We start from the raw sequence: 19503 nt of genomic DNA, 5'->3' as shown, positions 1-19503 counted from the left end.
CTTCCCTTCTCGGGGATCGCTCCCGGCTCCGCCCGGAAGCGATCCCGAAGACCTTCTGCCATTCCTCGTCGGCATGATGCCGGGCTCTGTCCCTCCGAAACCTCCCGCGCCCGCTCACGCACCCACACCCGCACGAAGAAGCGCCCCGCCCGGTAGAAACCGGTCGGGGCGCTCAGCCGCAGGTCAGGAGGTTTCTCCTGCCCCGCCTTTCGGTAGGCCGTGTGGGACTCGAACCCACAACCAACGGATTAAAAGTCCGCTGCTCTGACCAATTGAGCTAACGGCCCGTGGACAAAGACACCCGTGCAGCATAGCCCGAGAGATCCCCGGAGCCGATCGGGTATCCGACACCGGCCCTGCCGGGCGCCGGTCGACGGGTGTCGGAGCCAGGCGGAGAGGTCGGGTGCCGGGGTTCGACAGGTAGGGCCGGTATCCATGAGTGCCGGCGGCTGTCGGCCGGCACCGACGGAGACCGGAGGCCGGTGCCGGTACGGATCGCGTTTCCGTACCGGCACCGGCACCGGCACCGGCCCCGGTCGTCAGGACAGCGTCTTGTACATCTGCCAGCCGCCGCCGATCTGCGCCCGGCCGGCGAAGGCGCCCGCGCCGGTGCCCGCGTACCGCCACAGCACGCCGGCCGTGTCACGGGCCACGAGGTCCGCCTTGCCGTCGCCGGTGAAGTCGCCGATGCCCGCGAGCGAGTCGTACGCCTGCCAGCCGCCGCCGATCTGCGAGCGGGCCGACAGCGTGCCCTTGCCCGTGCCGTAGTAGCGCCACAGCACGCCGGCCGTGTCCCGGGCGAGCAGGTCGCCGATCTTGTCGCCGTTCAGGTCGCCCGCGCCGACGATCGTGTCGAACATCTGCCAGCCGCCGCCGATCGGCGTCCGCGCCCCGAACTTGCCCGTGCCGTTGTCCGGGTAGAGGAACAGCTCGCCGGCCGGCGTGCGCGCGAGGAGGTCCGCCCGGCCGTCGCCCGTCAGGTCGCCCGGAGCGGTGAGGCTGTTGAACATCTGCCAGCCGCCGCCGAGCGCCGTCCTCGCCCCGCTCGGCGCGAACGCCTTGCCGCAGCCGCCGTCGTACCGGGCCAGCGCGCCCGCGGCGTCCCGCACCAGGAGGTCGTTGCAGCGGTCGCCCGACAGGTCTCCGAACGGCACCACCGTCGAGGTCGCCGGCCAGCCCGCCGCCGAGGCGCCCGTGTCGAGGCCGCCGGTCCCCGTGCCGGTCCGCACGACCAGCGTCCCGTTCGGCGCGAGGGCCAGCAGGTCCCCCTTGCCGTCGCCGCTGACGTCGCGCCAGGCGGGCAGCGGCTTCTGGGGCGCGGCGGGCGCGGTGGTCGCCGTGCGCAGCTGGAAGGCGTCGCCGACGCTCTGCTCCCACGCGGCGACGGGCCGGCCGGCCGCGTCGGCGGTCACCCGGCCGAGCGCGTAGCCCTCGGTGTTGGTGCTCAGCGGCGTCGGGGTGGCGGACCAGGCGCCGTTCACCCGGGAGGACGCCATCACCTTCCGGTGTTCGCCGATGCCCTGCGTCCAGATCGCGTGGACGCCGCCGTCCGGGCCGACCGCGAGGTCGAACTGGTCGTCCGGGACGTAGCCCGTGGACAGGGACTTCACGGGGGACCAGGTGCCGGTCGCCCCGGACCGGGTGACGGTCCGGGCGTGGAAGCCGGAGGCCTCGTCGTACGGGACGCTGAGCAGGGTGACGTCGCCCTCGGGTCCGACGACGACCTGCCGCCAGCCGCCGGCCGTGAAGCCGCCGGTCGGCTCCTCGGCGCTCCAGGCCGTGCTTCCGGCCGCGCGCTGGGCGAACGCCTGGGTCGTCTCCGAGCCGCCGGGGGCGTTCCGGTTCGACCAGACCAGCACGGCACGCCCGTCCTCGCCGAGCGCGAGGGTCGGGGCGCTCGCGTAGACGTCCGGGTTCGAGACGGTGACCGGCGCGGTCCAGGCCGTGCCGTCCGCGGGCAGTTCGGTGACCTTCACCGCGCCCTTCTCGCCGCCGTACTGGCCGAAGGCCACGGTCGCCGTGCCCTGGTCCGAGACGGCCAGCTCCGGCTCGTAGACCAGTTCGGCGTCCGGGAGGTCCTCGCTCAGCCGGACCGGGTCCGACCAGGCCTGGCCGGGGGCCGTACGGACCGACGCGTACACGGCGCTCGTGCGTCCCGACGGCTTGCCCCACACCGCGACGAGCCTGCCGGACGGGGAACCGGCCACCTTGACGCCGAGGGAGCCCGGGGCCGGGACGTCGGTCACGGCGGACCAGGTCGTGGCGCCGGCATCGAGCACGGACATCCGGAACGTGTCGCCCGCCGCCCAGGGGGTGCCCCCGGACCACGACGCGACGACGGCGCCGTCCGCGGAGACGCCGAGCCGGGCGCTCTGGGGGTACTCGGCGGTCGTGCCGAGGAGCTGCGGGGCGCCCCAGACCGTGCTGCCCGCCGGGCGCACCAGGGCCTTCAGCTCGTACGTCTTGTGGTCGGCGGTCCCCCGGTAGGTGAGGGCGACGACCGCGCCGTTCTCCGCGGTCACCAGGTCGAGCACGCCGTCCTGGCCGGTGCCGTCCGACAGCGGTGTGGACGCCGCCCACGGGTCGAGGGCCGTGGAAGCGGCGGCGGCGGAACCGGCCGGGGCGGCGAAGGCGGAGGGCGCGGCGGTCGCCACGACGCCGATGCCGACGACGGGTACGAGCGCGGCGCCGAGTACGCGGCGAAGAGCGGCCCTCCGGGGCCGAACGTGGTGGTTCACGTCGTCTCCATGCATGAGATGGGCGCACGGAGGGGACGCGGCACCTCGTGCCGCGGTCGGCAACGCGCGATCGCGTGCCCCGTCCTTGCGAACCCCCCGTGCAAGTGAGGGGAGCGTAACAGCCCCTTCACGCAGGGGAAAAGAGATTTTCGAACGGGTTCAAAGGAACAGGGCCCGTACGGCACCGGAGTGCTGTACGGGCCCTGTTCAGGGTCCTGCGGGGGCCTCGCGCGGGAGGTCAGCCGTTGCGCTTCCAGCGCGGCTTGTCGTCGCGGCGGAAGGAGCCGCCGGCCGGGCCGGAGCCGCGGTGGTCGTCGCGGCGGCCGTACGGGCGGTCGCCGCCCGAGCGGAAGCCGCCGGCCGGACGGTCGTCGCGGCGGTCGCGGTTGAACGGACGGTCGCTGCCGCGGTGGCCGCCGGAGGGGCGGTCGTTGTCACGGCGCTCGAAGGAACGGCCGCCGCGGTCGTCGCGGTTGAAGCCGCCGGAGGGGCGGTCGTCACGGCGGAAGCCACCGGACGGACGGTCGTTGTCACGACGCTCGAAGGAACGGCCGCCGCGGTCGTCGCGGTTGAAGCCGCCCGACGGACGGTCGTCACGGCGGAACCCGCCGGACGGACGGTCGTCGCGACGGAAGCCACCACGGTCACCGCCCCGGTCGTCGCGGTTGAAGCCACCGGAGGGGCGGTCGTCGCGGCGGAACCCGCCGGACGGACGGTCGTTGTCACGACGCTCGAAGGAACGGCCACCGCGGTCGTCGCGGTTGAAGCCGCCCGACGGACGGTCGTCACGGCGGAAGCCACCGGACGGACGGTCGTCGCGACGGAAGCCGCCACGGTCACCGCCCCGGTCGTCGCGGCGGAACCCACCGCGGTCGCCGCCACGGTCGCCACCGCGGTCGCGGCGCTCGAAGTTGCCCCGCTCGTCGCGGAACGACGGACGCTCCTCGCGGCGCTGCTGCTCCTCGGCACGCGCGGCGCGCTCGGCCTCGACGGCCGCGGCGGCGACCTCGGCCTCGGCGGCCTCGGTCACCTCGGCCACGGCGGCCTCCGGGTCCTCGCCGCGCTCGCGGGCGGCACGGGCCACCAGGCGGTCGGCCTCCTCGCGGAGCTCGACGGCGCGGCGCTGGAGGCGCTCCAGCTGCTTGGTGAGGTCGACGACCTCGCGCTCGGCCTGCTTGGCGGAGTTGTTCGCGGAGTCGGCCTGGACCTCGGTCAGCGAACGGGCGCCGGTGATCTCGGCGACCTCCGGGTCGAAGGCGCCGGCCCCGCCGACGATGTGGCGCGAGGCGTCGACGCCCGCGTCCTCCATCAGGCGGAAGATCTGGCGGCGCTGGTGCGGCAGGGCCAGGGAGACCACGACGCCGGAGCGGCCGGCACGGGCGGTGCGGCCCGAGCGGTGCAGGTAGTCCTTGTGGTCGCCGGCCGGGTCCACGTTCAGGACCAGGTCGATGCCGTCGACGTGGATGCCGCGGGCGGCGACGTCGGTCGCGACGAGCGCGTTGACGTAGCCGTCCTTGAAGTCGGCCAGGGTCCGCGTGCGGGCGCCCTGGGTCATGCCGCCGTGCAGCGCGTCGGCCTTCACGCCCGACTCGCGGAGCTGCTCGGCGATGCGGTCGGCACCGAGCTGGGTGCGGACGAAGATGATCGTGCGGCCCTTGCGGGCGGCGATCGCGGCGGTGACCGGGGCCTTGTCCTTCGGCTTCACGACGAGGACGTGGTGGGTCATCGTGGTGACGGCGCCGGCGGACGGGTCGACCTCGTGCGTGACGGGGTCCACCAGGTAGCGCTTGACCAGGCTGTCGATCTCGTTCTCCAGGGTGGCGGAGAAGAGGAGGCGCTGGCCGCCCTCGGGGATCTGGTCGAGCAGCTCGGTGACCTCGGGCATGAAGCCCAGGTCGGCCATCTGGTCGGCCTCGTCGAGGACCGCGATCTTCACGGCCTCCAGGGAGCAGGCGCCGCGGTTGATGATGTCGCGGAGGCGGCCCGGGGTGGCGACGAGGATGTCGACGCCGCGCTCCAGGGCGTAGATCTGGTTGCCCATGGACGTACCGCCGCAGACGACCTTCATCTTGAGGCCGAGCACGTCGCCGTAGGGCTGGAGGGCGTCCGCGACCTGCATCGCGAGCTCACGGGTCGGGGTGAGGATGACGCCGCGGGGCTTCTTCTTGTCGGTGTGGCCGCCCGCCAGGGTGGCGAGGAGCGGCAGACCGAAGGAGAGGGTCTTGCCGGAGCCGGTGCGGCCGCGGCCGAGGATGTCCTTGCCGGCCAGGGCGTCCGGGATGGTCGCCGCCTGGATCGGGAAGGGGGTGGTCACGCCGTTCTGCGCGAGCTTGCGCACGACGCCCTCCGGCAGACCGAGGTCCGCGAAGGTGATCGTGGGCTCGGCGGGCTCCTCGGACTCCTCGGCGGAGTCGTCGGCCCGGAGCTCGGCCTCGGCCTCGGCGAGGGCGTCGGCCTCGATCAGGGCCTGGGCCTCGGCCTCGATCGCGACGGTCTCGGTGGCCTCCGCGGCCTCGACGATCTCGTCGTTCTCGGGCATGACGGCGTGGTCAGAACTGAAAATGGACATGCGAAATGCGAAACCTTCCGGAGTCTCGGCACGCGCCCGTCAACTCCGTGTTTTCGCAAATCGACCGCCTCGATGCGGTCCAGCCACGGCTAGGGAGAGTACGCGCCACACGGCGCTCTTCTGTGTCGGCGCCGGGCAATGGGATCAAACGATCTACCACCATACGCACTCTCCCCCACCTATGGCAAATCGGACTCCGTCACACCGGTCCCACCTGCGGGGACGCCACCGGTTCGGAGGCCACCTCGGCGCCCTCCTCCGCCCCCGCCGCCCGCATGGCGCCCAGCTGGACGTCCGGGCCGGGCACCGGCGGATCGGTCGGGTCCGAGGTCGGCTCGGGCGTCGGCTCCGGGGTCGGGGCCGGCGGCTCGGGCGTGGGGTCGACGGGCGGCGTCGGTTCCGGGGCGGGCGTGCCCCCGCCGCCCGGCCCCCCGGTCCCGCCGCCGGCTCCGCCGCTCCCGCCGCCCGCGCTCCCGTCCCCGCTTCCGCCGGTCCCGCCGCCGCTGCCCGTACCGCCGCCCGCCGTCTCGTGGCCGCCGCCGGACGGCTGCGGCTTCGCCGTCCCGCCGGACGGGCCGACGCCCGGCGGGAGCGAGCCCTCCGCGGAGTGCGCGCTGCCGGACGGCGAGCCGCTCGGCACCGGCGCCCCCTCGCCCGATCCGGTCACGTCCGGCCCACCCCCGTCCGACCGGCCGCCCCAGGAACCGCCGCCGTCCGGAAGCCCCCCGCCACCGTCGGACTCGGCCGCCACGCCCCGCTTCCCGCCGGACGCGCCGGGCCCCGGCTTCGCCCCGTCGTCGCTCACGCTCATACAGCCGCTCAGACCGGCACAGGCCGCGACGGTCAGCGCGGTGGCGATCCATCTCGCCGGGGTGGGCAAATGGCGCACGGGGGGCACCTCCAGGGCACAACAGGCAGGAACGGAACGCGTCGCACTGCCCAACTCCCCTGCCCCCGCAAGGGACACGGGCCCCCGCCCAAGGGAAACGGAGCCCGCGCCCCCATTCGTGGAGCCGCTCCCGCCCCGCGCGGGGCCGCTCCCCGCGCGGAAGACCGCCCCCTCCGGCCGCACGCGTCAGCCGTGGCCGCCGACCGCAGAGCGCCCTGGCCGTCGGCCGTGACGCCGTGCGCGTCAGCCGTAGCCCAGCGCGTGGAGCCGCTCGTCGTCGATCCCGAAGTGGTGGGCGATCTCGTGCACCACCGTGATCTCGGTCTCCGCGACCACGTCCTCGCGGGACTCGCACATCCGCAGCGTCGGCCCCCGGTAGATCGTGATCCGGTCCGGCAGGACCCCGGCGTACCACTCGCCGCGCTCGGTCAGCGGCGTCCCCTCGTAGAGCCCGAGCAGCTCGGGATCGTCGGAGGGCGGTTCGTCCTCCACGAACACGGCGACGTTGTCCATCAGCCGCGTCAGCTCCGGCGGGATCCGGTCCAGGGCTTCGGCGACGAGCTCCTCGAACTCCTCACGCGTCATCTCCAGCACGCGCCCATTCTCCCCCGGGTGGAAACCGTTTTGGCGATAGCGGCCGACATCCCATATGCTTCTCACGTCCCCGACGCGCTGATGAAGCGCCCAGGTGAGCCCCTAGCCCTCATCGTCTAGTGGCCCAGGACGCCGCCCTTTCAAGGCGGTAGCACGGGTTCGAATCCCGTTGGGGGCACGCAGTACCGTGTGCGAGACTAGTGATCGCGCACAAGCTTGGCTCTGTGGAGCAGTTGGTTAGCTCGCCACCCTGTCAAGGTGGAGGTCGCGGGTTCAAGTCCCGTCAGAGTCGCTGAAGCTGGAAACAGCTTCGTGGCTGGGTAGCTCAGTTGGTACGAGCGATCGCCTGAAAAGCGATAGGTCGCCGGTTCGACCCCGGCCCCAGCCACAAACAGAAGGCCCCGTTCGAAAGAACGGGGCCTTCTTCGTGTACCGGGAGATCCGAGAAGCCACGAAGGATACGGCGAAGGACCCGACGAAGAACACGGCGAAGGATCACGACGGCAGGACGAGGAACGGCGGCGGTACGGGGAAGGCGCCCGCGCCCCTCCCCCGTGCGCGTCACGCCTCCTCGCGCTCCTCCGTACGGCTCCTCCACCGGCCCCGCAGCGCGAACAGCAGCGCCACGGCCACGAGCGCGGCGAGCAGCGCCCAGTCCGGCACCGCCCGGCCGAGCGCGGCCACCCGCTCCTCCACGGCGAACGAGTCGTCCACCGACAGCGGGCCCGGCAGCGCGGTCGTCCCGTCGAAGACCAGGAACAGCGCGCCCAGGAGCACGAAGAAGAGGCCCGAGAGCACCGAGGTCGAGTGGAGCGCGAACCGGCCGACGCGGAGGGGCCGTCCGCGCAGCCAGCGCCGCCGGCCCAGGTCGTACCGCTCCCAGAGCAGCGCCAGGACGAACAGCGGCACCGCCATCCCGAGCGCGTACACCGCGAGGAGCAGGCCCCCGTACGCCGGGCTGCCGCTCAGCGCCGCCACCGTCAGGACGCTGCCGAGGATCGGGCCCGCGCAGAAGCCCGCGAGGCCGTAGACCAGGCCGAGCGCGTAGACGGAGACCGCCGACGTGGGCCTGATGCGGCCGCTCGCCTCCGCGATCCGGCGGGAGGCGAAGCCCAGGCCGAGGATCTGGAGGACGCCGAGTCCGATGATCATCCAGCCGCCGACCGTGACGAGCAGGTCCCGGTGGCCGTAGAAGAACCGGCCCGCGAAGGAGCCGGCCGCCCCGAGCGGGACGAGGGTGGTCGCCAGGCCCGCGTAGAGGATGCCGGTCCTGGCGACCAGCTTCGCGCGCGTGTCGACGGAATACGCGAAGAAGGCCGGCAGGAGCAGGGCGCTGCACGGACTGAGCAGGGCGAGCAGCCCTCCGAGGAAGGCGGCGAAGTAGCCGATGCCGGAGGTCACTGCCCGGCCCCGGAAGCGGCGCCGGTCCCGGACGGGGTCCCGGACTGGGTCCCGGACGGGGTCCCCGCGGCGGAGGGCTTCGCGGGCTGCTTCTTCGCCGTCTTCGCCGTCCTGGCCGCCGCCTCGATCGCCTCCGTGAAGGCCTCCAGGGGCTGCGCGCCCGCGATCGGGCGCCCGTTGACGAGGAAGGACGGGGTGGAGGTGGCGCCGAGCGAGTAGCCCTGCTCCTGGTCCTCGCCGACGGCCGCGCGGGCCGCCGCGCCCTCGGAGTCCTTCGCGAACCGGGCCGCGTCGGGGACGCCCGCCTCCTTCGCGAGGGCGGCGAGCCGGTCCTTCCCGAAGCCCTTCTCCTTGGCGCCCTCCGCGTAGGCGGCCCTGTGGAACTCCCAGAACCGGCCCTGCTGCCCGGCCGCCCAGGAGGCGCGGGCGACGGCCTCGGACTCCTCGCCGAAGATCGGGAAGTTGCGCCACTCGATGCGCAGGGTCCCGTCCTTCACGTACTTCTCCACCAGGACCGGCTCGGTGTCCCGGGCGAACTTCCCGCAGTAGCCGCACTTGAAGTCGGCGTACTCGATGAGCACCACGGGCGCGTCGGCCCGGCCCAGGGCGAGCCCGTCGGAGGCGTCGCGGCGCGCGTACGCCTCCAGCTCGGGGTAGACGCCGGCGGCCGGGTCGGCGGAGACCTCCGCGACGGCGGACGAGCCGGAGGCACCGGGGGACGCGGGCTTGGTGGCGGTGTACGAGACGACGCCGAGCAGCATGGCGGCGGCCGCCACCCCGGCGACGATCGCGACCGGCCGGGACTTGGCGGAGGTCTTGGAGGAGGACGTGGACATGCGGAAGCGCTCCTGAGGCGTGAGGAGTGGGGAAGGAAAGGGGAAGGACGGCGGAGGAGGGCCGTCCGTCTACACCCTCAGGACCGACAGCTCCACCGGCGACGGCGGTACGAGGTCGGGCGGCTCCCGCCCCGGCGCCGGTTCCCGGCCGTCCGCGGCCACGCACCGGGCCCCGCCCGGCGCCCGGTCGGCGGCGAGGGCGGGCAGCAGCTCCGCGAAGCCGTGCGCGCGCGGCGGTACGACGGGTCCGTCGGCGCCCGCGACGACGGACCGGCCCGGATCGCAGCCGGGCACACCGTCCCCCGGAGCGGAGACCGGAGGACCGGCGGAGGGCACGGAAGGACCGGCGGGAGCGGAAGCCACGGGACCGGCGGGAGCCGCGGAAGGACCGGCCGAAACGGAGACCACGGGGCCGGCGGGAGCGGAAGCCGCGGGACCGGCCGAAGCGGGAGCCACAGAAGCCACAGGACCGGCGGCGGCCGTGGACGCGGAGGCCACGGGGCCGGCGGAAACGGCGGAAACCGCCCGCTCCCCCCGCACGCCCCCCACCAGGAGCCCCAGCCCCAGCACCAGGAGCGCGGCGAACGCCGTCGGCGCGCGGGTGGTGCGGAACATGCGAAACCTCTCCGGTCCGGTCGGCGTGCCCGAAATAGTACGCACTTCCCCCCTCCTCCCTCCCCGCCGGGAGCCGCGCCCCGCCCCTCCGTAAATCGGTTCGCCGCTTCTCGTCCGCAGGTGCGATCCTGGATTCCGTATGTCTACTTCCTTCGCCGCCCTCCAGTCCGTCCTGGCCGGGGTCTCGCTGCGGGACTCCCACCGGCTCGGCCGCCGTCTCGAAGGCGCCCGCCGCATCCGCAAGCCCGAGGCCCGCGCGGCCGTCCTGGACGAGATCGCCGCAGAGGCGGCCAAGGCCAAGGAACGCGTCGACGCGCGCGCCGCGCGCGTGCCCGCCGTCACCTATCCCGAACAGCTCCCCGTCTCGCAGAAGAAGGACGAGATCCTGGAGGCGATACGCGACCACCAGGTCGTGATCGTCGCCGGTGAGACGGGCTCCGGAAAGACCACCCAGATCCCGAAGATCTGTCTGGAGCTGGGCCGGGGCGTCCGGGGCATGATCGGGCACACCCAGCCCCGCCGGATCGCCGCCCGCACGGTCGCCGAGCGGGTCGCCGACGAGCTGAGGACCCCGCTGGGCGAGGCCGTCGGCTGGAAGGTCCGCTTCACCGACCAGGTGAACCCCGAGGCGACCTTCGTGAAGCTGATGACGGACGGCATCCTGCTCGCGGAGATCCAGACGGACCGCGAGCTGCGCGCGTACGACACGATCATCATCGACGAGGCCCACGAGCGGTCCCTCAACATCGACTTCCTGCTCGGCTACCTGGCCCAGCTCCTCCCGAAGCGCCCCGACCTCAAGGTCGTGATCACCTCCGCGACCATCGACCCGGAGCGCTTCTCCCGCCACTTCGGCGACGCCCCGATCGTCGAGGTCAGCGGCCGTACGTACCCCGTCGAGGTGCGCTACCGGCCGCTCCTCGAAGAGGACGGCGAGGAGGCCGACCGGGACCAGATCACGGCGATCTGCGACGCCGTCGACGAGCTCCAGGGCGAGGGCCCCGGCGACATCCTGGTCTTCCTCTCCGGCGAGCGCGAGATCCGCGACACGGCGGACGCCCTCCTCAAGCGGAAGCTGCGCAACACCGAGGTCCTCCCCCTCTACGCGCGCCTGTCGCACGCCGAGCAGCACCGCGTCTTCCAGGCCCACTCCGGCCGCCGGATCGTCCTCGCCACCAACGTCGCCGAGACGTCCCTGACCGTCCCCGGCATCAAGTACGTGATCGACCCGGGCACCGCCCGCGTCTCGCGGTACTCGCACCGGACGAAGGTGCAGCGGCTGCCGATCGAGCCCGTCAGCCAGGCCAGCGCCAACCAGCGCAAGGGCCGCTGCGGCCGTACGTCCGACGGCATCTGCGTCCGGCTGTACTCGGAGGACGACTTCCTGTCCCGTCCCGAGTTCACGGACGCCGAGATCCTCCGGACGAACCTGGCCTCGGTCATCCTCCAGATGACCGCCGCCGGTCTCGGCGACATCGAGAAGTTCCCCTTCATCGACCCGCCGGACCACCGCAACATCCGGGACGGCGTGCAGCTCCTCCAGGAGCTGGGCGCGATCGACCCGGCCGAGAAGGACCCGAAGAAGCGGCTCACCGAGCAGGGCCGGAAGCTGTCCCAGCTCCCCGTGGACCCCCGGCTCGCCCGGATGGTCCTGGAGGCGGACCGGAACGGCTGCGTCCGCGAGGTCATGGTGATCGCGGCGGCGCTCTCCATCCAGGACCCGCGCGAGCGGCCGGCGGAGAAGCAGGCGCAGGCCGACCAGCAGCACGCCCGGTTCAAGGACGAGACGAGCGACTTCCTCGCCTACCTGAACCTGTGGCGGTACGTGCGCGAGCAGCAGAAGGAGAGGGGTTCCAGCTCCTTCCGCCGGATGTGCAAGCAGGAGTACCTGAACTTCCTGCGGATCCGCGAGTGGCAGGACATCTACGCCCAGCTGCGGACGGTCGCGAAGCAGATGGGGATCCACCCCAACGAGGAGGACGCGCCGGAGCAGTCCGTGCACGTGTCCCTCCTGGCGGGACTCCTGTCCCACATCGGTCTGAAGGACGTGAAGGACGCCGGGGGGGAGGGCGGGAAGAACACAGCGAAGAACGACTACCTCGGCGCCCGCAGCGCCAGGTTCGCGATCTTCCCCGGCTCCGCGCTCTTCAAGAAGCCCCCGCGCTTCGTCATGTCCGCCGAGCTGGTGGAGACCTCGCGCCTCTGGGCCCGGGTGAACGCCCGGATCGAGCCCGAGTGGATCGAGCCGCTCGCCCAGCACCTGGTGAAGAAGACGTACAGCGAGCCGCACTGGGAGAAGGACCAGGCGGCCGTGATGGCGTTCGAGAAGGTGACCCTGTACGGCGTCCCGATCGTCGCCGACCGCAAGGTGAACTACGGGCGGATCGACCCGGAGGTCTCCCGGGACCTGTTCATCCGGAACGCGCTGGTCGAGGGCGACTGGCGCACCCACCACAAGTTCTTCGCCGACAACCGCAAGCTGCTCACCGAGGTCGAGGAGCTGGAGCACCGGGCCCGGCGCCGGGACATCCTGGTCGACGACGAGACGCTCTTCGACTTCTACGACAAGCGGGTCCCCGAGCACGTCGTCTCCGGCGCGCACTTCGACTCCTGGTGGAAGCACAAGCGTCACGAGGAGCCGGAGTTCCTCGACTTCGAGCGCGAGATGCTCATCAACGAGAAGGCGGGGGCGGTCACCAAGGACGACTACCCGGACTCGTGGCGGCAGGGCCCGCTCAAGTTCCGGGTGACGTACCAGTTCGAGCCGGGCGCGGACGCGGACGGCGTGACCGTCCACATACCGCTCCAGGTGCTCAACCAGGTGACGGACGAGGGCTTCGAGTGGCAGATCCCGGGCCTGCGGGCCGAGGTCGTCACGGAGCTGATCCGCTCCCTGCCGAAGCCGATCCGCCGCCACTACGTCCCGGCGCCCAACTTCGCGGGCCGCTTCCTCGACGCGGTCGTGCCCGTGCAGGAGCCGCTGACGACGGCGCTGGCGCGCGAGCTCCAGCGGATGGTCGGAGTGCCGCTGACGGCCGAGGACTTCGACTGGGCGAAGGTGCCCGAGCACCTCAAGGTGACCTTCCGGATCGTCGACGAGCGGCGCCGGAAGCTGGCCGAGGCCAAGGACCTGGAGACGCTGCGGCTCGCGTTGCGCCCGAAGGCCCGCCAGGCCCTCTCCAAGGCCGCCGCGGCGGCCACGGGCGGCCCGGACGGCTCCGGCCCCTCCCTGGAGCGCTCGGGACTGAAGGACTGGACGATCGGCACGCTCACGAAGGTCTTCGAGACCAGACGGGCGGGCCAGCCGGTCAAGGCGTACCCGGCGCTCGTGGACGAGGGCGACACCGTGGCCGTGCGGCTCTTCGACACGGAGGCCGAGCAGGCGCTCGCGATGTGGCGGGGCACCCGGAAGCTGATCATGCTGAACATCCCGGTGAACCCGGCGAAGTTCGCCTCGGACAAGCTGACCAACCAGCAGAAGCTGGCCCTGTCCTCGAACCCGCACGGTTCGATCCAGGCCCTCTTCGACGACTGCGCGACCGCCGCCGCAGACAAGCTGATCGCGGACCACGGCGGCCCGGCCTGGGACGAGGAGTCCTTCCGGAAGCTGTACGACAAGGTCCGCGCGGACCTGGTGGACACGACGGTGCGGACGGTGGGCCAGGTCCAGCAGATCCTGGCGGCCTGGCAGGCCTGCGAGCGGCGCCTGAAGTCCACGGGCAGCCCGGCGCTCCTTCCGAACCTCCGGGACGTGCGGGCGCAGCTGGACTGGCTGATGCCGGCCGGCTTCGTCACCCGTACGGGCCTGAAGCGGCTCCCGGACCTGATGCGCTACCTGGTGGCGGTGGACCGGCGGCTCCAGCAGATGCCCACCGGGGTCCAGCGGGACACCACCCGGATGGAGAAGGTCCAGGAGATGCAGGACGAGTACGCCTGGCTGCTCGAACAGCTCCCGAAGGGGCGGCCGGTGCCGGCCGAGGTCACCGACATCCGCTGGATGATCGAGGAGCTGCGGGTGAGCTACTTCGCGCACGCCCTGGGGACGGCGCACCCGGTCTCGGACAAGCGGATCGTGAAGGCGATCGACGCGATGGTCCCGTAGCCGGACCGGCGCGGACCGGCGGGAAACGCCCTGCCGGATCCGTGCGGGCCGGTGACCGGGGCCTCGCGGTCGGTGAGTTCGACCGGACCCGCTGACCTGCTGTACAGTCTCTCTCGCAGCCGCTTGAACGAGGGCTGCGAGCAAGGTCCTGTGGAGCAGTTGGTTAGCTCGCCACCCTGTCAAGGTGGAGGTCGCGGGTTCAAGTCCCGTCAGGATCGCCTCGAAGAACGAAGGCCCGCATCGTGAGATGCGGGCCTTCGTTGTGTTCGCACGTCTTGACGGGGGCCCGTGCCCGCCGGTACTCCGGACTTCAGGGAATCGGGGGCCCCGACTGGAGGTGGTCGCGCATGGCCGCGGCGTCCGCAGCACGGCACGACACACGAGCACTGCTGCGCGCCCATCTGGCGGCCGCGTCGCGGTACGGGCACCTCACGCGCCACTGCGTGGTCTGCCACCGCCTCCTGAGGCTCGCCATGGAGGTCCCGGAGGCCTCCGAGGCCGAGGAGCAGGCGTCGGCGGCGGAGGACGAAGGTCCCGTCGACCCGTGACCAACGGCGGGCGGGACGCCCTCCTCGAAGTGGCAGGCTTGACCTTGGCAAGGGCCCGCGCGTGTGACGGGTGTCACTGAAAGAGTTTCAGAAACCACTTCACTTACACCCTCCCTACACCGGTCCCATTTAATCGGTGCAATTGCACGACTGTCCGCCGGGCGGAGTCGGGCACAAAAAATCGCGCTGGACCCGGCGGAGTCCAGCGCGATCATGTGGCGAAGACCTGTTGGGGCAGGTGTGCGCCGGCAGAGCTAGGGGTGGGCCAACGGATTGGGGGATCCGACGGGGCCCGGTGTTACGGGGTACTGCGGGGTGTCACGCGACCTCAGGCCTCGCTGCGCTGCTGCGGAATGCCCGCCAGCAGCGCGCGGACCTCGGCCTCGCGGTACCGGCGGTGCCCACCCAGGGTGCGGATGGACGTGAGCTTGCCCGCCTTGGCCCAACGGGTCACCGTCTTCGGGTCCACACGGAACATCGTGGCGACCTCGGCAGGGGTCAGCAGCGGCTCGGCATCAGGGGTGCGAGCGGTCATGAGCGGCCTCCTCGGGAGAACCGAACCAATCTCGGTTCTTTCCTCTAAATTCTGCACCTTGACCCGCGTTGCCCGAAATGGCAGAAGCGGGCCGAGTCGGTTATAGGACGAACGGCTTGTCCTCGGCACTACAACTACACCATCCGTCCAGCCACGTCGGCCAAACCGATGGAATTGCCCTCGCAGGTGTTCATCAGCGGCGGAAGTCGATGGACCATGCCATAACGGACAGTCACGCGTCTGTGACGATCAGTCACAGGGCGATCAGGAGTCCTCAGACCCCCCATAGAGTGCAATGCTGAGCGTTCCGCCCAAAGTTGGGCGGAAGGAACCCTCCCCGGACTCCTTGTCCTATTTTGGCACGAGGATGGGTGATCGGCGCAAGGGTGCGTTAAGTGCTGTCCGTCACGCTTGAGCCAAAGGCCCGGATCGGGACCAACGTCCCCCGCCGAACGGGAGCCGAAGTCCCCGTGGACCGGGGAGGAGAGCGCGGAGGGACCCGGGAGCCGTCGGCTCCAGGGGCCTTGAAGATCATTTACACCGGTCGGACATGTCTTGTCGATACCGACCTGACGAAGATGCCCGACTGATGTCAGTTCGCGCACGGAGGCTTCCGGCCACGGTTACCGGTTCTCGACGGCCGGACCGCTCCGGACCGGCCACGGTTGCCGATCGACGACGGCCGGGCCCCCGCTGTCGACGGCCGGGCCCCCTCGACGACGGCCGCCTCCTCTCGACGACGGCCGGCTCGTCAGGAGGGCGCCCCTCCCCTCCACGAGGGCGTCAGTTCGCGAACCGCAGGTCCCTGATCGCCCGCCAGCGCTCGGCGAGCCGTCCGTACGCCTCGCTCGCCGCCTCGCCGTCCCCCGCCCGCAGCGCGGCGATCCCCTCCGCCAGCCGGGCCGCCGACCGCTCCTCCGCCAGCCACTCCTCCGGCACCGCGTGCACCAGGCCGCCGAAGTCCAGCTCCACCATGGCGCGCGGATGGAACTCCTCCAGCCAGCGCCCCACCTCGATCAGGGCCTCCGTCATGGGACCTTCGTCGATCGACTCCCGCAGCGCCCGCAGGGCCCGGGCGAGCCGGCGCCGCGCCTGGGCCATCGTCGTGCGGTACCGCAGCACCGGCGCCCGGCCCGGCTCGTCCCCCTCCTTCGGGACACCCGGCTCGTACTGCCGGTCCTCGTCGCCGAAGAGGGCGAACCAGCGCACCGGCACCTGCCACACCGCCGTACGGATCCACGGGCGCGCGTCCGGGTTCCGCGCCAGCCAGCGCTCGTGGTCCGCCGCCACCTGGGCGCGCACCACCGGCGGCAGCATCGCGTCGAGCACCGGCCCCGGATACCCCTCCGCCACCAGCTCCTCCAGGGCCAGCCAGCCGCGCAGCCGGGTCCGCCACGGGCAGATCACCACCACCCCGTCCAGATGGGCGACGAAGGCCTCGCCGCTCTCGTGGACCGGCACCGGCACCGGGGGCGTCGGCAGCAGGTCCGCGAGCGACCGGCGCAGCTCCTCCTGCGCCCCCGGGGTGCGGGGCCGCCGCGCGTACCGGGCCCAGTGGGACCGCTCCGGCTCGGGGAACGCGGCCAGCGGCTCGTACACCCGCAGGTAGGACGCGTAGGGGACGGGGACCGAGGAGGGGACCGACATGTCGCGATCCTTCCACGGAGGCACTCCCCGAGGGGGTGATCCTGCGCACGGAGGCTGATCTACGCCCAGGTAGCGCTTACCCTCTTGCCGAACCGGTCCCTCCCCCACCCGCAGGGAGGGCCCGAAACCGCCGCTTCGTACTTGGGAGTCACCACCGTGACCGATGTGACCGGCGTTCCTGTCGATCCCGCAGACGTGCTGCACACCCTCTTCCGTTCGGAACAGGGTGGCCACGAGCAAGTCGTGCTCTGCCAGGACCGCGCGACCGGCCTCAAGGCCGTCATCGCCCTCCACAACACCGCCCTGGGCCCGGCCCTCGGCGGCACCCGCTTCTACCCGTACGCCACCGAGGCCGAGGCGATCGCCGACGCGCTCAACCTGGCGCGCGGCATGTCGTACAAGAACGCCCTGGCCGGTCTCGACCACGGTGGCGGCAAGGCCGTCATCATCGGCGACCCGGAGCAGATCAAGACGGAGGAACTCCTCCTCGCCTACGGGCGCTTCGTCGCCTCCCTCGGCGGCCGGTACGTCACGGCCTGCGACGTCGGCACCTACGTCGCCGACATGGACGTCGTCGCCCGCGAGAACCGGTGGACCACCGGCCGCTCCCCCGAGAACGGCGGCGCCGGCGACTCCTCCGTGCTCACCGCCTTCGGCGTCTTCCAGGGCATGCGCGCCTCCGCGCAGACCCTGTGGGGCGACCCCACGCTGCGCGGCCGCAAGGTCGGCGTCGCGGGCGTCGGCAAGGTCGGCCACTACCTCGTCGAGCACCTCCTGGAGGACGGCGCGGAGGTGTACGTCACCGACGTGCGCGAGGAGTCGGTGCGCCGGATCACCGACAAGCACCCGCAGGTGAAGGTGGTCGCCGACACCGACGCGCTGATCCGCGTCGAGGGCCTGGACGTCTACGCGCCGTGCGCGCTCGGCGGCGCCCTGAACGACGACACCGTGCCGGCCCTCACCGCGAAGATCGTCTGCGGCGCGGCCAACAACCAGCTCGCCCACCTCGGCGTCGAGAAGGACCTGGAGGAGCGCGGGATCCTCTACGCGCCCGACTACGTGGTCAACGCCGGCGGCGTGATCCAGGTCGCGGACGAGCTGCACGGCTTCGACTTCGACCGGTGCAGGGCGAAGGCGACGAAGATCTTCGACACCACGCTCGCGATCTTCGCACGTGCGAAGGAAGACGGGATTCCGCCGGCCGCGGCGGCCGACCGGATCGCCGAGCAGCGCATGGCGGAGGCGCGGCGCGGCTGAGCCGGGCCGGGGGGCGGCCCGCCTCCGGAAGGGCGCCGGGGAGACTTCCCTCACCCTTGTCGGCGGGTCGTACCCCCAGAAGAGGTTAAAATCGCGACTGACCAGCGAGGAAAGGGCACCTCGAAGGTTCTGTACCGGGGTATGTGATGCGCACGGCGTACCGTAGACCCACGGAAACAGGTACCGTTGAAGCCCTACGGGCCGGTCTCTCCTTCGAGAGCCCGCTCCGAATCATGAACGCGTGTCAAGACTCTGGGGCCATCGAGCCCCGTCACCGAGGGGGTCGAGCCATGGGGCGCGGCCGGGCAAAGGCCAAGCAGACCAAGGTCGCCCGCCAGCTGAAGTACAGCAGCGGCGGGACGGACCTGACGCGTCTGGCCAATGAGCTGGGCGCTTCGACTTCGAGCCAGCCGCCGAATGGCGAGCCGTTCGAGGACGACGACGAGGAAGACGACCCGTACGCCCAGTACGCGGATCTCTACAACACGGACGACGAGGACGACGACGACCAGTCCGGTCCCTCTTCGTCCTCCTCGCGTCGCGCTTGACCTTCTGAACCACCGAAACCCGGTCCGGTACACCCGGCCGGGTTTCTGTGCTGTCCGCGTGCGCATACGGAAACAGCGGCGGAGACGGCGATCGGGGGCGCCCCTGAGGGCGCCCCCGATGCGTACGTCGTCTACGGGTCAGTTCGCGTAGTCCCCGACCAGCTCGGCGCCGGTGGTGCGGTCGCCGCGCTCGGTGATCTCGCCCGCGACCCAGGACTCGACCCCGCGGTCCGCCAGAGTGGCCAGGGCCACGTCCACGGACTCGGCCGGCACGACGGCCATCATGCCGACGCCCATGTTCAGGGTCTTCTCCAGCTCCAGGCGCTCCACCTGTCCGGCCTTGCCGACCAGGTCGAAGATCGCGCCCGGGGCCCAGGTCGACCGGTCGACGGTGGCGTGCAGGCCGTCCGGGATCACCCGGGCCAGGTTGGCCGCCAGGCCGCCGCCCGTGATGTGGCTGAAGGCGTGGACGTCCGTGGTCCGGGTGAGGGCCAGGCAGTCGAGCGAGTAGATCTTCGTGGGCTCCAGGAGCTCCTCGCCCAGCGTCCGGCCGAGCTCGTCGACCCGCTGGTCGAGGGCCATGCCGGCGCGGTCGAAGACCACGTGCCGCACGAGCGAGTACCCGTTGGAGTGAAGGCCGGAGGAGGCCATGGCGATGACCGCGTCACCCGTGCGGATGCGGTCCGCACCGAGCAGCCGGTCGTACTCCACGACGCCCGTGCCCGCGCCGGCGACGTCGAAGTCGTCCGGGCCGAGGAGGCCCGGGTGCTCCGCGGTCTCGCCGCCGACCAGGGCGCAGCCGGCCAGGACGCAGCCCTCGGCGATTCCCTTGACGATCGCCGCGACCCGCTCCGGGTGGACCTTGCCCACGCAGATGTAGTCGGTCATGAAGAGCGGCTCGGCGCCGCAGACGACGATGTCGTCCATGACCATCGCGACCAAGTCGTGGCCGATGGTGTCGTAGACGCCCATCTGACGGGCGATGTCGACCTTCGTGCCGACGCCGTCGGTGGCCGAGGCGAGCAGCGGGCGCTCGTAGCGCTTGAGAGCGGAGGCGTCGAAGAGGCCGGCGAAGCCGCCGAGGCCGCCCAGGACCTCGGGGCGCTTCGTCTTCCTCACCCACTCCTTCATCAGCTCGACGGCGCGGTCGCCCGCCTCGATGTCGACGCCCGCGGACGCGTAGCTGGCGCCGCCTTCGGCACTGAGGGACTCAGACATGCTGGG

The 19503-nt window shown here is 72.1% G+C and carries 14 protein-coding genes and 5 tRNA genes; 8 read left to right on the top strand and 11 right to left on the bottom strand.

The features are described 5' to 3' along the window. Positions 1 to 213: 213 nt before the first annotated feature. From ACIQKA_RS17870 to ACIQKA_RS17850, 5 genes are all read right to left on the bottom strand, one after another. Positions 214 to 287, bottom strand: a tRNA-Lys gene (locus tag ACIQKA_RS17870). A gap of 252 nt (positions 288 to 539) precedes the next feature. Beyond that, positions 540 to 2738 carry an FG-GAP repeat domain-containing protein gene (locus ACIQKA_RS17865; protein ID WP_402541465.1) on the bottom strand — a complete coding sequence of 733 codons (2199 nt, stop codon included), beginning with the start codon at positions 2736 to 2738 and terminating at the stop codon, positions 540 to 542. A gap of 238 nt (positions 2739 to 2976) precedes the next feature. Then, positions 2977 to 5307 (bottom strand): DEAD/DEAH box helicase, encoded by a 2331-nt coding sequence (locus ACIQKA_RS17860; RefSeq protein WP_383149258.1) that lies wholly within the window; start codon positions 5305 to 5307, stop codon positions 2977 to 2979. Between the two features lie 199 nt (positions 5308 to 5506). Continuing rightward, positions 5507 to 6196, bottom strand: coding sequence for a hypothetical protein (locus ACIQKA_RS17855; protein ID WP_402541464.1), 690 nt, complete (start codon positions 6194 to 6196; stop codon positions 5507 to 5509). 243 nt (positions 6197 to 6439) lie between these two features. Then, entirely contained in the window at positions 6440 to 6790 is a 351-nt protein-coding gene (locus ACIQKA_RS17850; RefSeq protein WP_053648331.1) for a metallopeptidase family protein, read from the bottom strand. A gap of 105 nt (positions 6791 to 6895) precedes the next feature. Here ACIQKA_RS17850 and ACIQKA_RS17845 point away from each other — a divergent pair. The 3 genes from ACIQKA_RS17845 to ACIQKA_RS17835 all read left to right on the top strand — a co-directional run bounded on the left by ACIQKA_RS17845 (position 6896) and on the right by ACIQKA_RS17835 (position 7178). Next, a tRNA-Glu gene (locus ACIQKA_RS17845) sits at positions 6896 to 6968 on the top strand. 40 nt (positions 6969 to 7008) lie between these two features. After that, a tRNA-Asp gene (locus ACIQKA_RS17840) sits at positions 7009 to 7082 on the top strand. 22 nt (positions 7083 to 7104) lie between these two features. Then, positions 7105 to 7178 (top strand) — tRNA-Phe (locus tag ACIQKA_RS17835). 173 nt (positions 7179 to 7351) lie between these two features. On the opposite strand, the gene ACIQKA_RS17830 is transcribed toward ACIQKA_RS17835, so the two are convergent. The 3 genes from ACIQKA_RS17830 to ACIQKA_RS17820 all read right to left on the bottom strand — a co-directional run bounded on the left by ACIQKA_RS17830 (position 7352) and on the right by ACIQKA_RS17820 (position 9390). After that, a complete protein-coding gene (locus ACIQKA_RS17830; RefSeq protein WP_383433805.1) occupies positions 7352 to 8191 on the bottom strand; it encodes a cytochrome c biogenesis CcdA family protein in 840 nt (279 codons plus the stop codon). Beyond that, positions 8188 to 9027 (bottom strand): DsbA family protein, encoded by an 840-nt coding sequence (locus ACIQKA_RS17825; protein ID WP_402541463.1) that lies wholly within the window; start codon positions 9025 to 9027, stop codon positions 8188 to 8190. The genes ACIQKA_RS17830 and ACIQKA_RS17825 overlap by 4 nt, the downstream gene beginning before the upstream one ends. 69 nt (positions 9028 to 9096) lie before the next feature. Continuing rightward, positions 9097 to 9390, bottom strand: coding sequence for a hypothetical protein (locus ACIQKA_RS17820; protein ID WP_402541462.1), 294 nt, complete (start codon positions 9388 to 9390; stop codon positions 9097 to 9099). 391 nt (positions 9391 to 9781) lie between these two features. Between ACIQKA_RS17820 and hrpA the strand changes: the two genes are divergently transcribed. The 3 genes from hrpA to ACIQKA_RS17805 all read left to right on the top strand — a co-directional run bounded on the left by hrpA (position 9782) and on the right by ACIQKA_RS17805 (position 14292). Then, the gene (gene hrpA / locus ACIQKA_RS17815; RefSeq protein ID WP_383149268.1) at positions 9782 to 13744 is read left to right on the top strand and encodes an ATP-dependent RNA helicase HrpA; all 3963 of its coding nucleotides are present in this window, start codon (positions 9782 to 9784) and stop codon (positions 13742 to 13744) included. 144 nt (positions 13745 to 13888) lie between these two features. Continuing rightward, a tRNA-Asp gene (locus ACIQKA_RS17810) sits at positions 13889 to 13962 on the top strand. A gap of 129 nt (positions 13963 to 14091) precedes the next feature. Next, on the top strand, positions 14092 to 14292 hold the full coding sequence (locus tag ACIQKA_RS17805) for a DUF6274 family protein (RefSeq protein ID WP_383149270.1): 201 nt from the start codon (positions 14092 to 14094) through the stop codon (positions 14290 to 14292). A gap of 328 nt (positions 14293 to 14620) precedes the next feature. Here ACIQKA_RS17805 and bldC read toward each other — a convergent pair whose 3' ends face one another. Both bldC and ACIQKA_RS17795 read right to left on the bottom strand, forming a co-directional pair. After that, a complete protein-coding gene (gene bldC / locus ACIQKA_RS17800; RefSeq protein ID WP_003949541.1) occupies positions 14621 to 14827 on the bottom strand; it encodes a developmental transcriptional regulator BldC in 207 nt (68 codons plus the stop codon). 783 nt (positions 14828 to 15610) lie between these two features. Then, a complete protein-coding gene (locus tag ACIQKA_RS17795; protein WP_383149272.1) occupies positions 15611 to 16474 on the bottom strand; it encodes a hypothetical protein in 864 nt (287 codons plus the stop codon). 156 nt (positions 16475 to 16630) lie between these two features. Between ACIQKA_RS17795 and ACIQKA_RS17790 the strand changes: the two genes are divergently transcribed. Next, the gene (locus ACIQKA_RS17790) at positions 16631 to 17731 is read left to right on the top strand and encodes a Leu/Phe/Val dehydrogenase (RefSeq protein WP_383433819.1); all 1101 of its coding nucleotides are present in this window, start codon (positions 16631 to 16633) and stop codon (positions 17729 to 17731) included. A gap of 290 nt (positions 17732 to 18021) precedes the next feature. Then, on the top strand, positions 18022 to 18279 hold the full coding sequence (locus tag ACIQKA_RS17785) for a DUF3073 domain-containing protein (protein WP_383149276.1): 258 nt from the start codon (positions 18022 to 18024) through the stop codon (positions 18277 to 18279). Positions 18280 to 18417: 138 nt separating this feature from the next. On the opposite strand, the gene purM is transcribed toward ACIQKA_RS17785, so the two are convergent. Continuing rightward, complete coding sequence (gene purM / locus ACIQKA_RS17780; RefSeq protein ID WP_383149277.1) at positions 18418 to 19497, bottom strand: phosphoribosylformylglycinamidine cyclo-ligase; 1080 nt, start codon at positions 19495 to 19497, stop codon at positions 18418 to 18420. Positions 19498 to 19503 lie beyond the last annotated feature (6 nt).

It is taken from the genome of Streptomyces sp. NPDC092045, from assembly GCF_044756005.1.
Classification (GTDB): domain Bacteria; phylum Actinomycetota; class Actinomycetes; order Streptomycetales; family Streptomycetaceae; genus Streptomyces.
The sequence above is the reverse complement of the archived record's forward strand: the minus strand, read 5'-3'. Positions and strand labels throughout refer to the sequence as shown.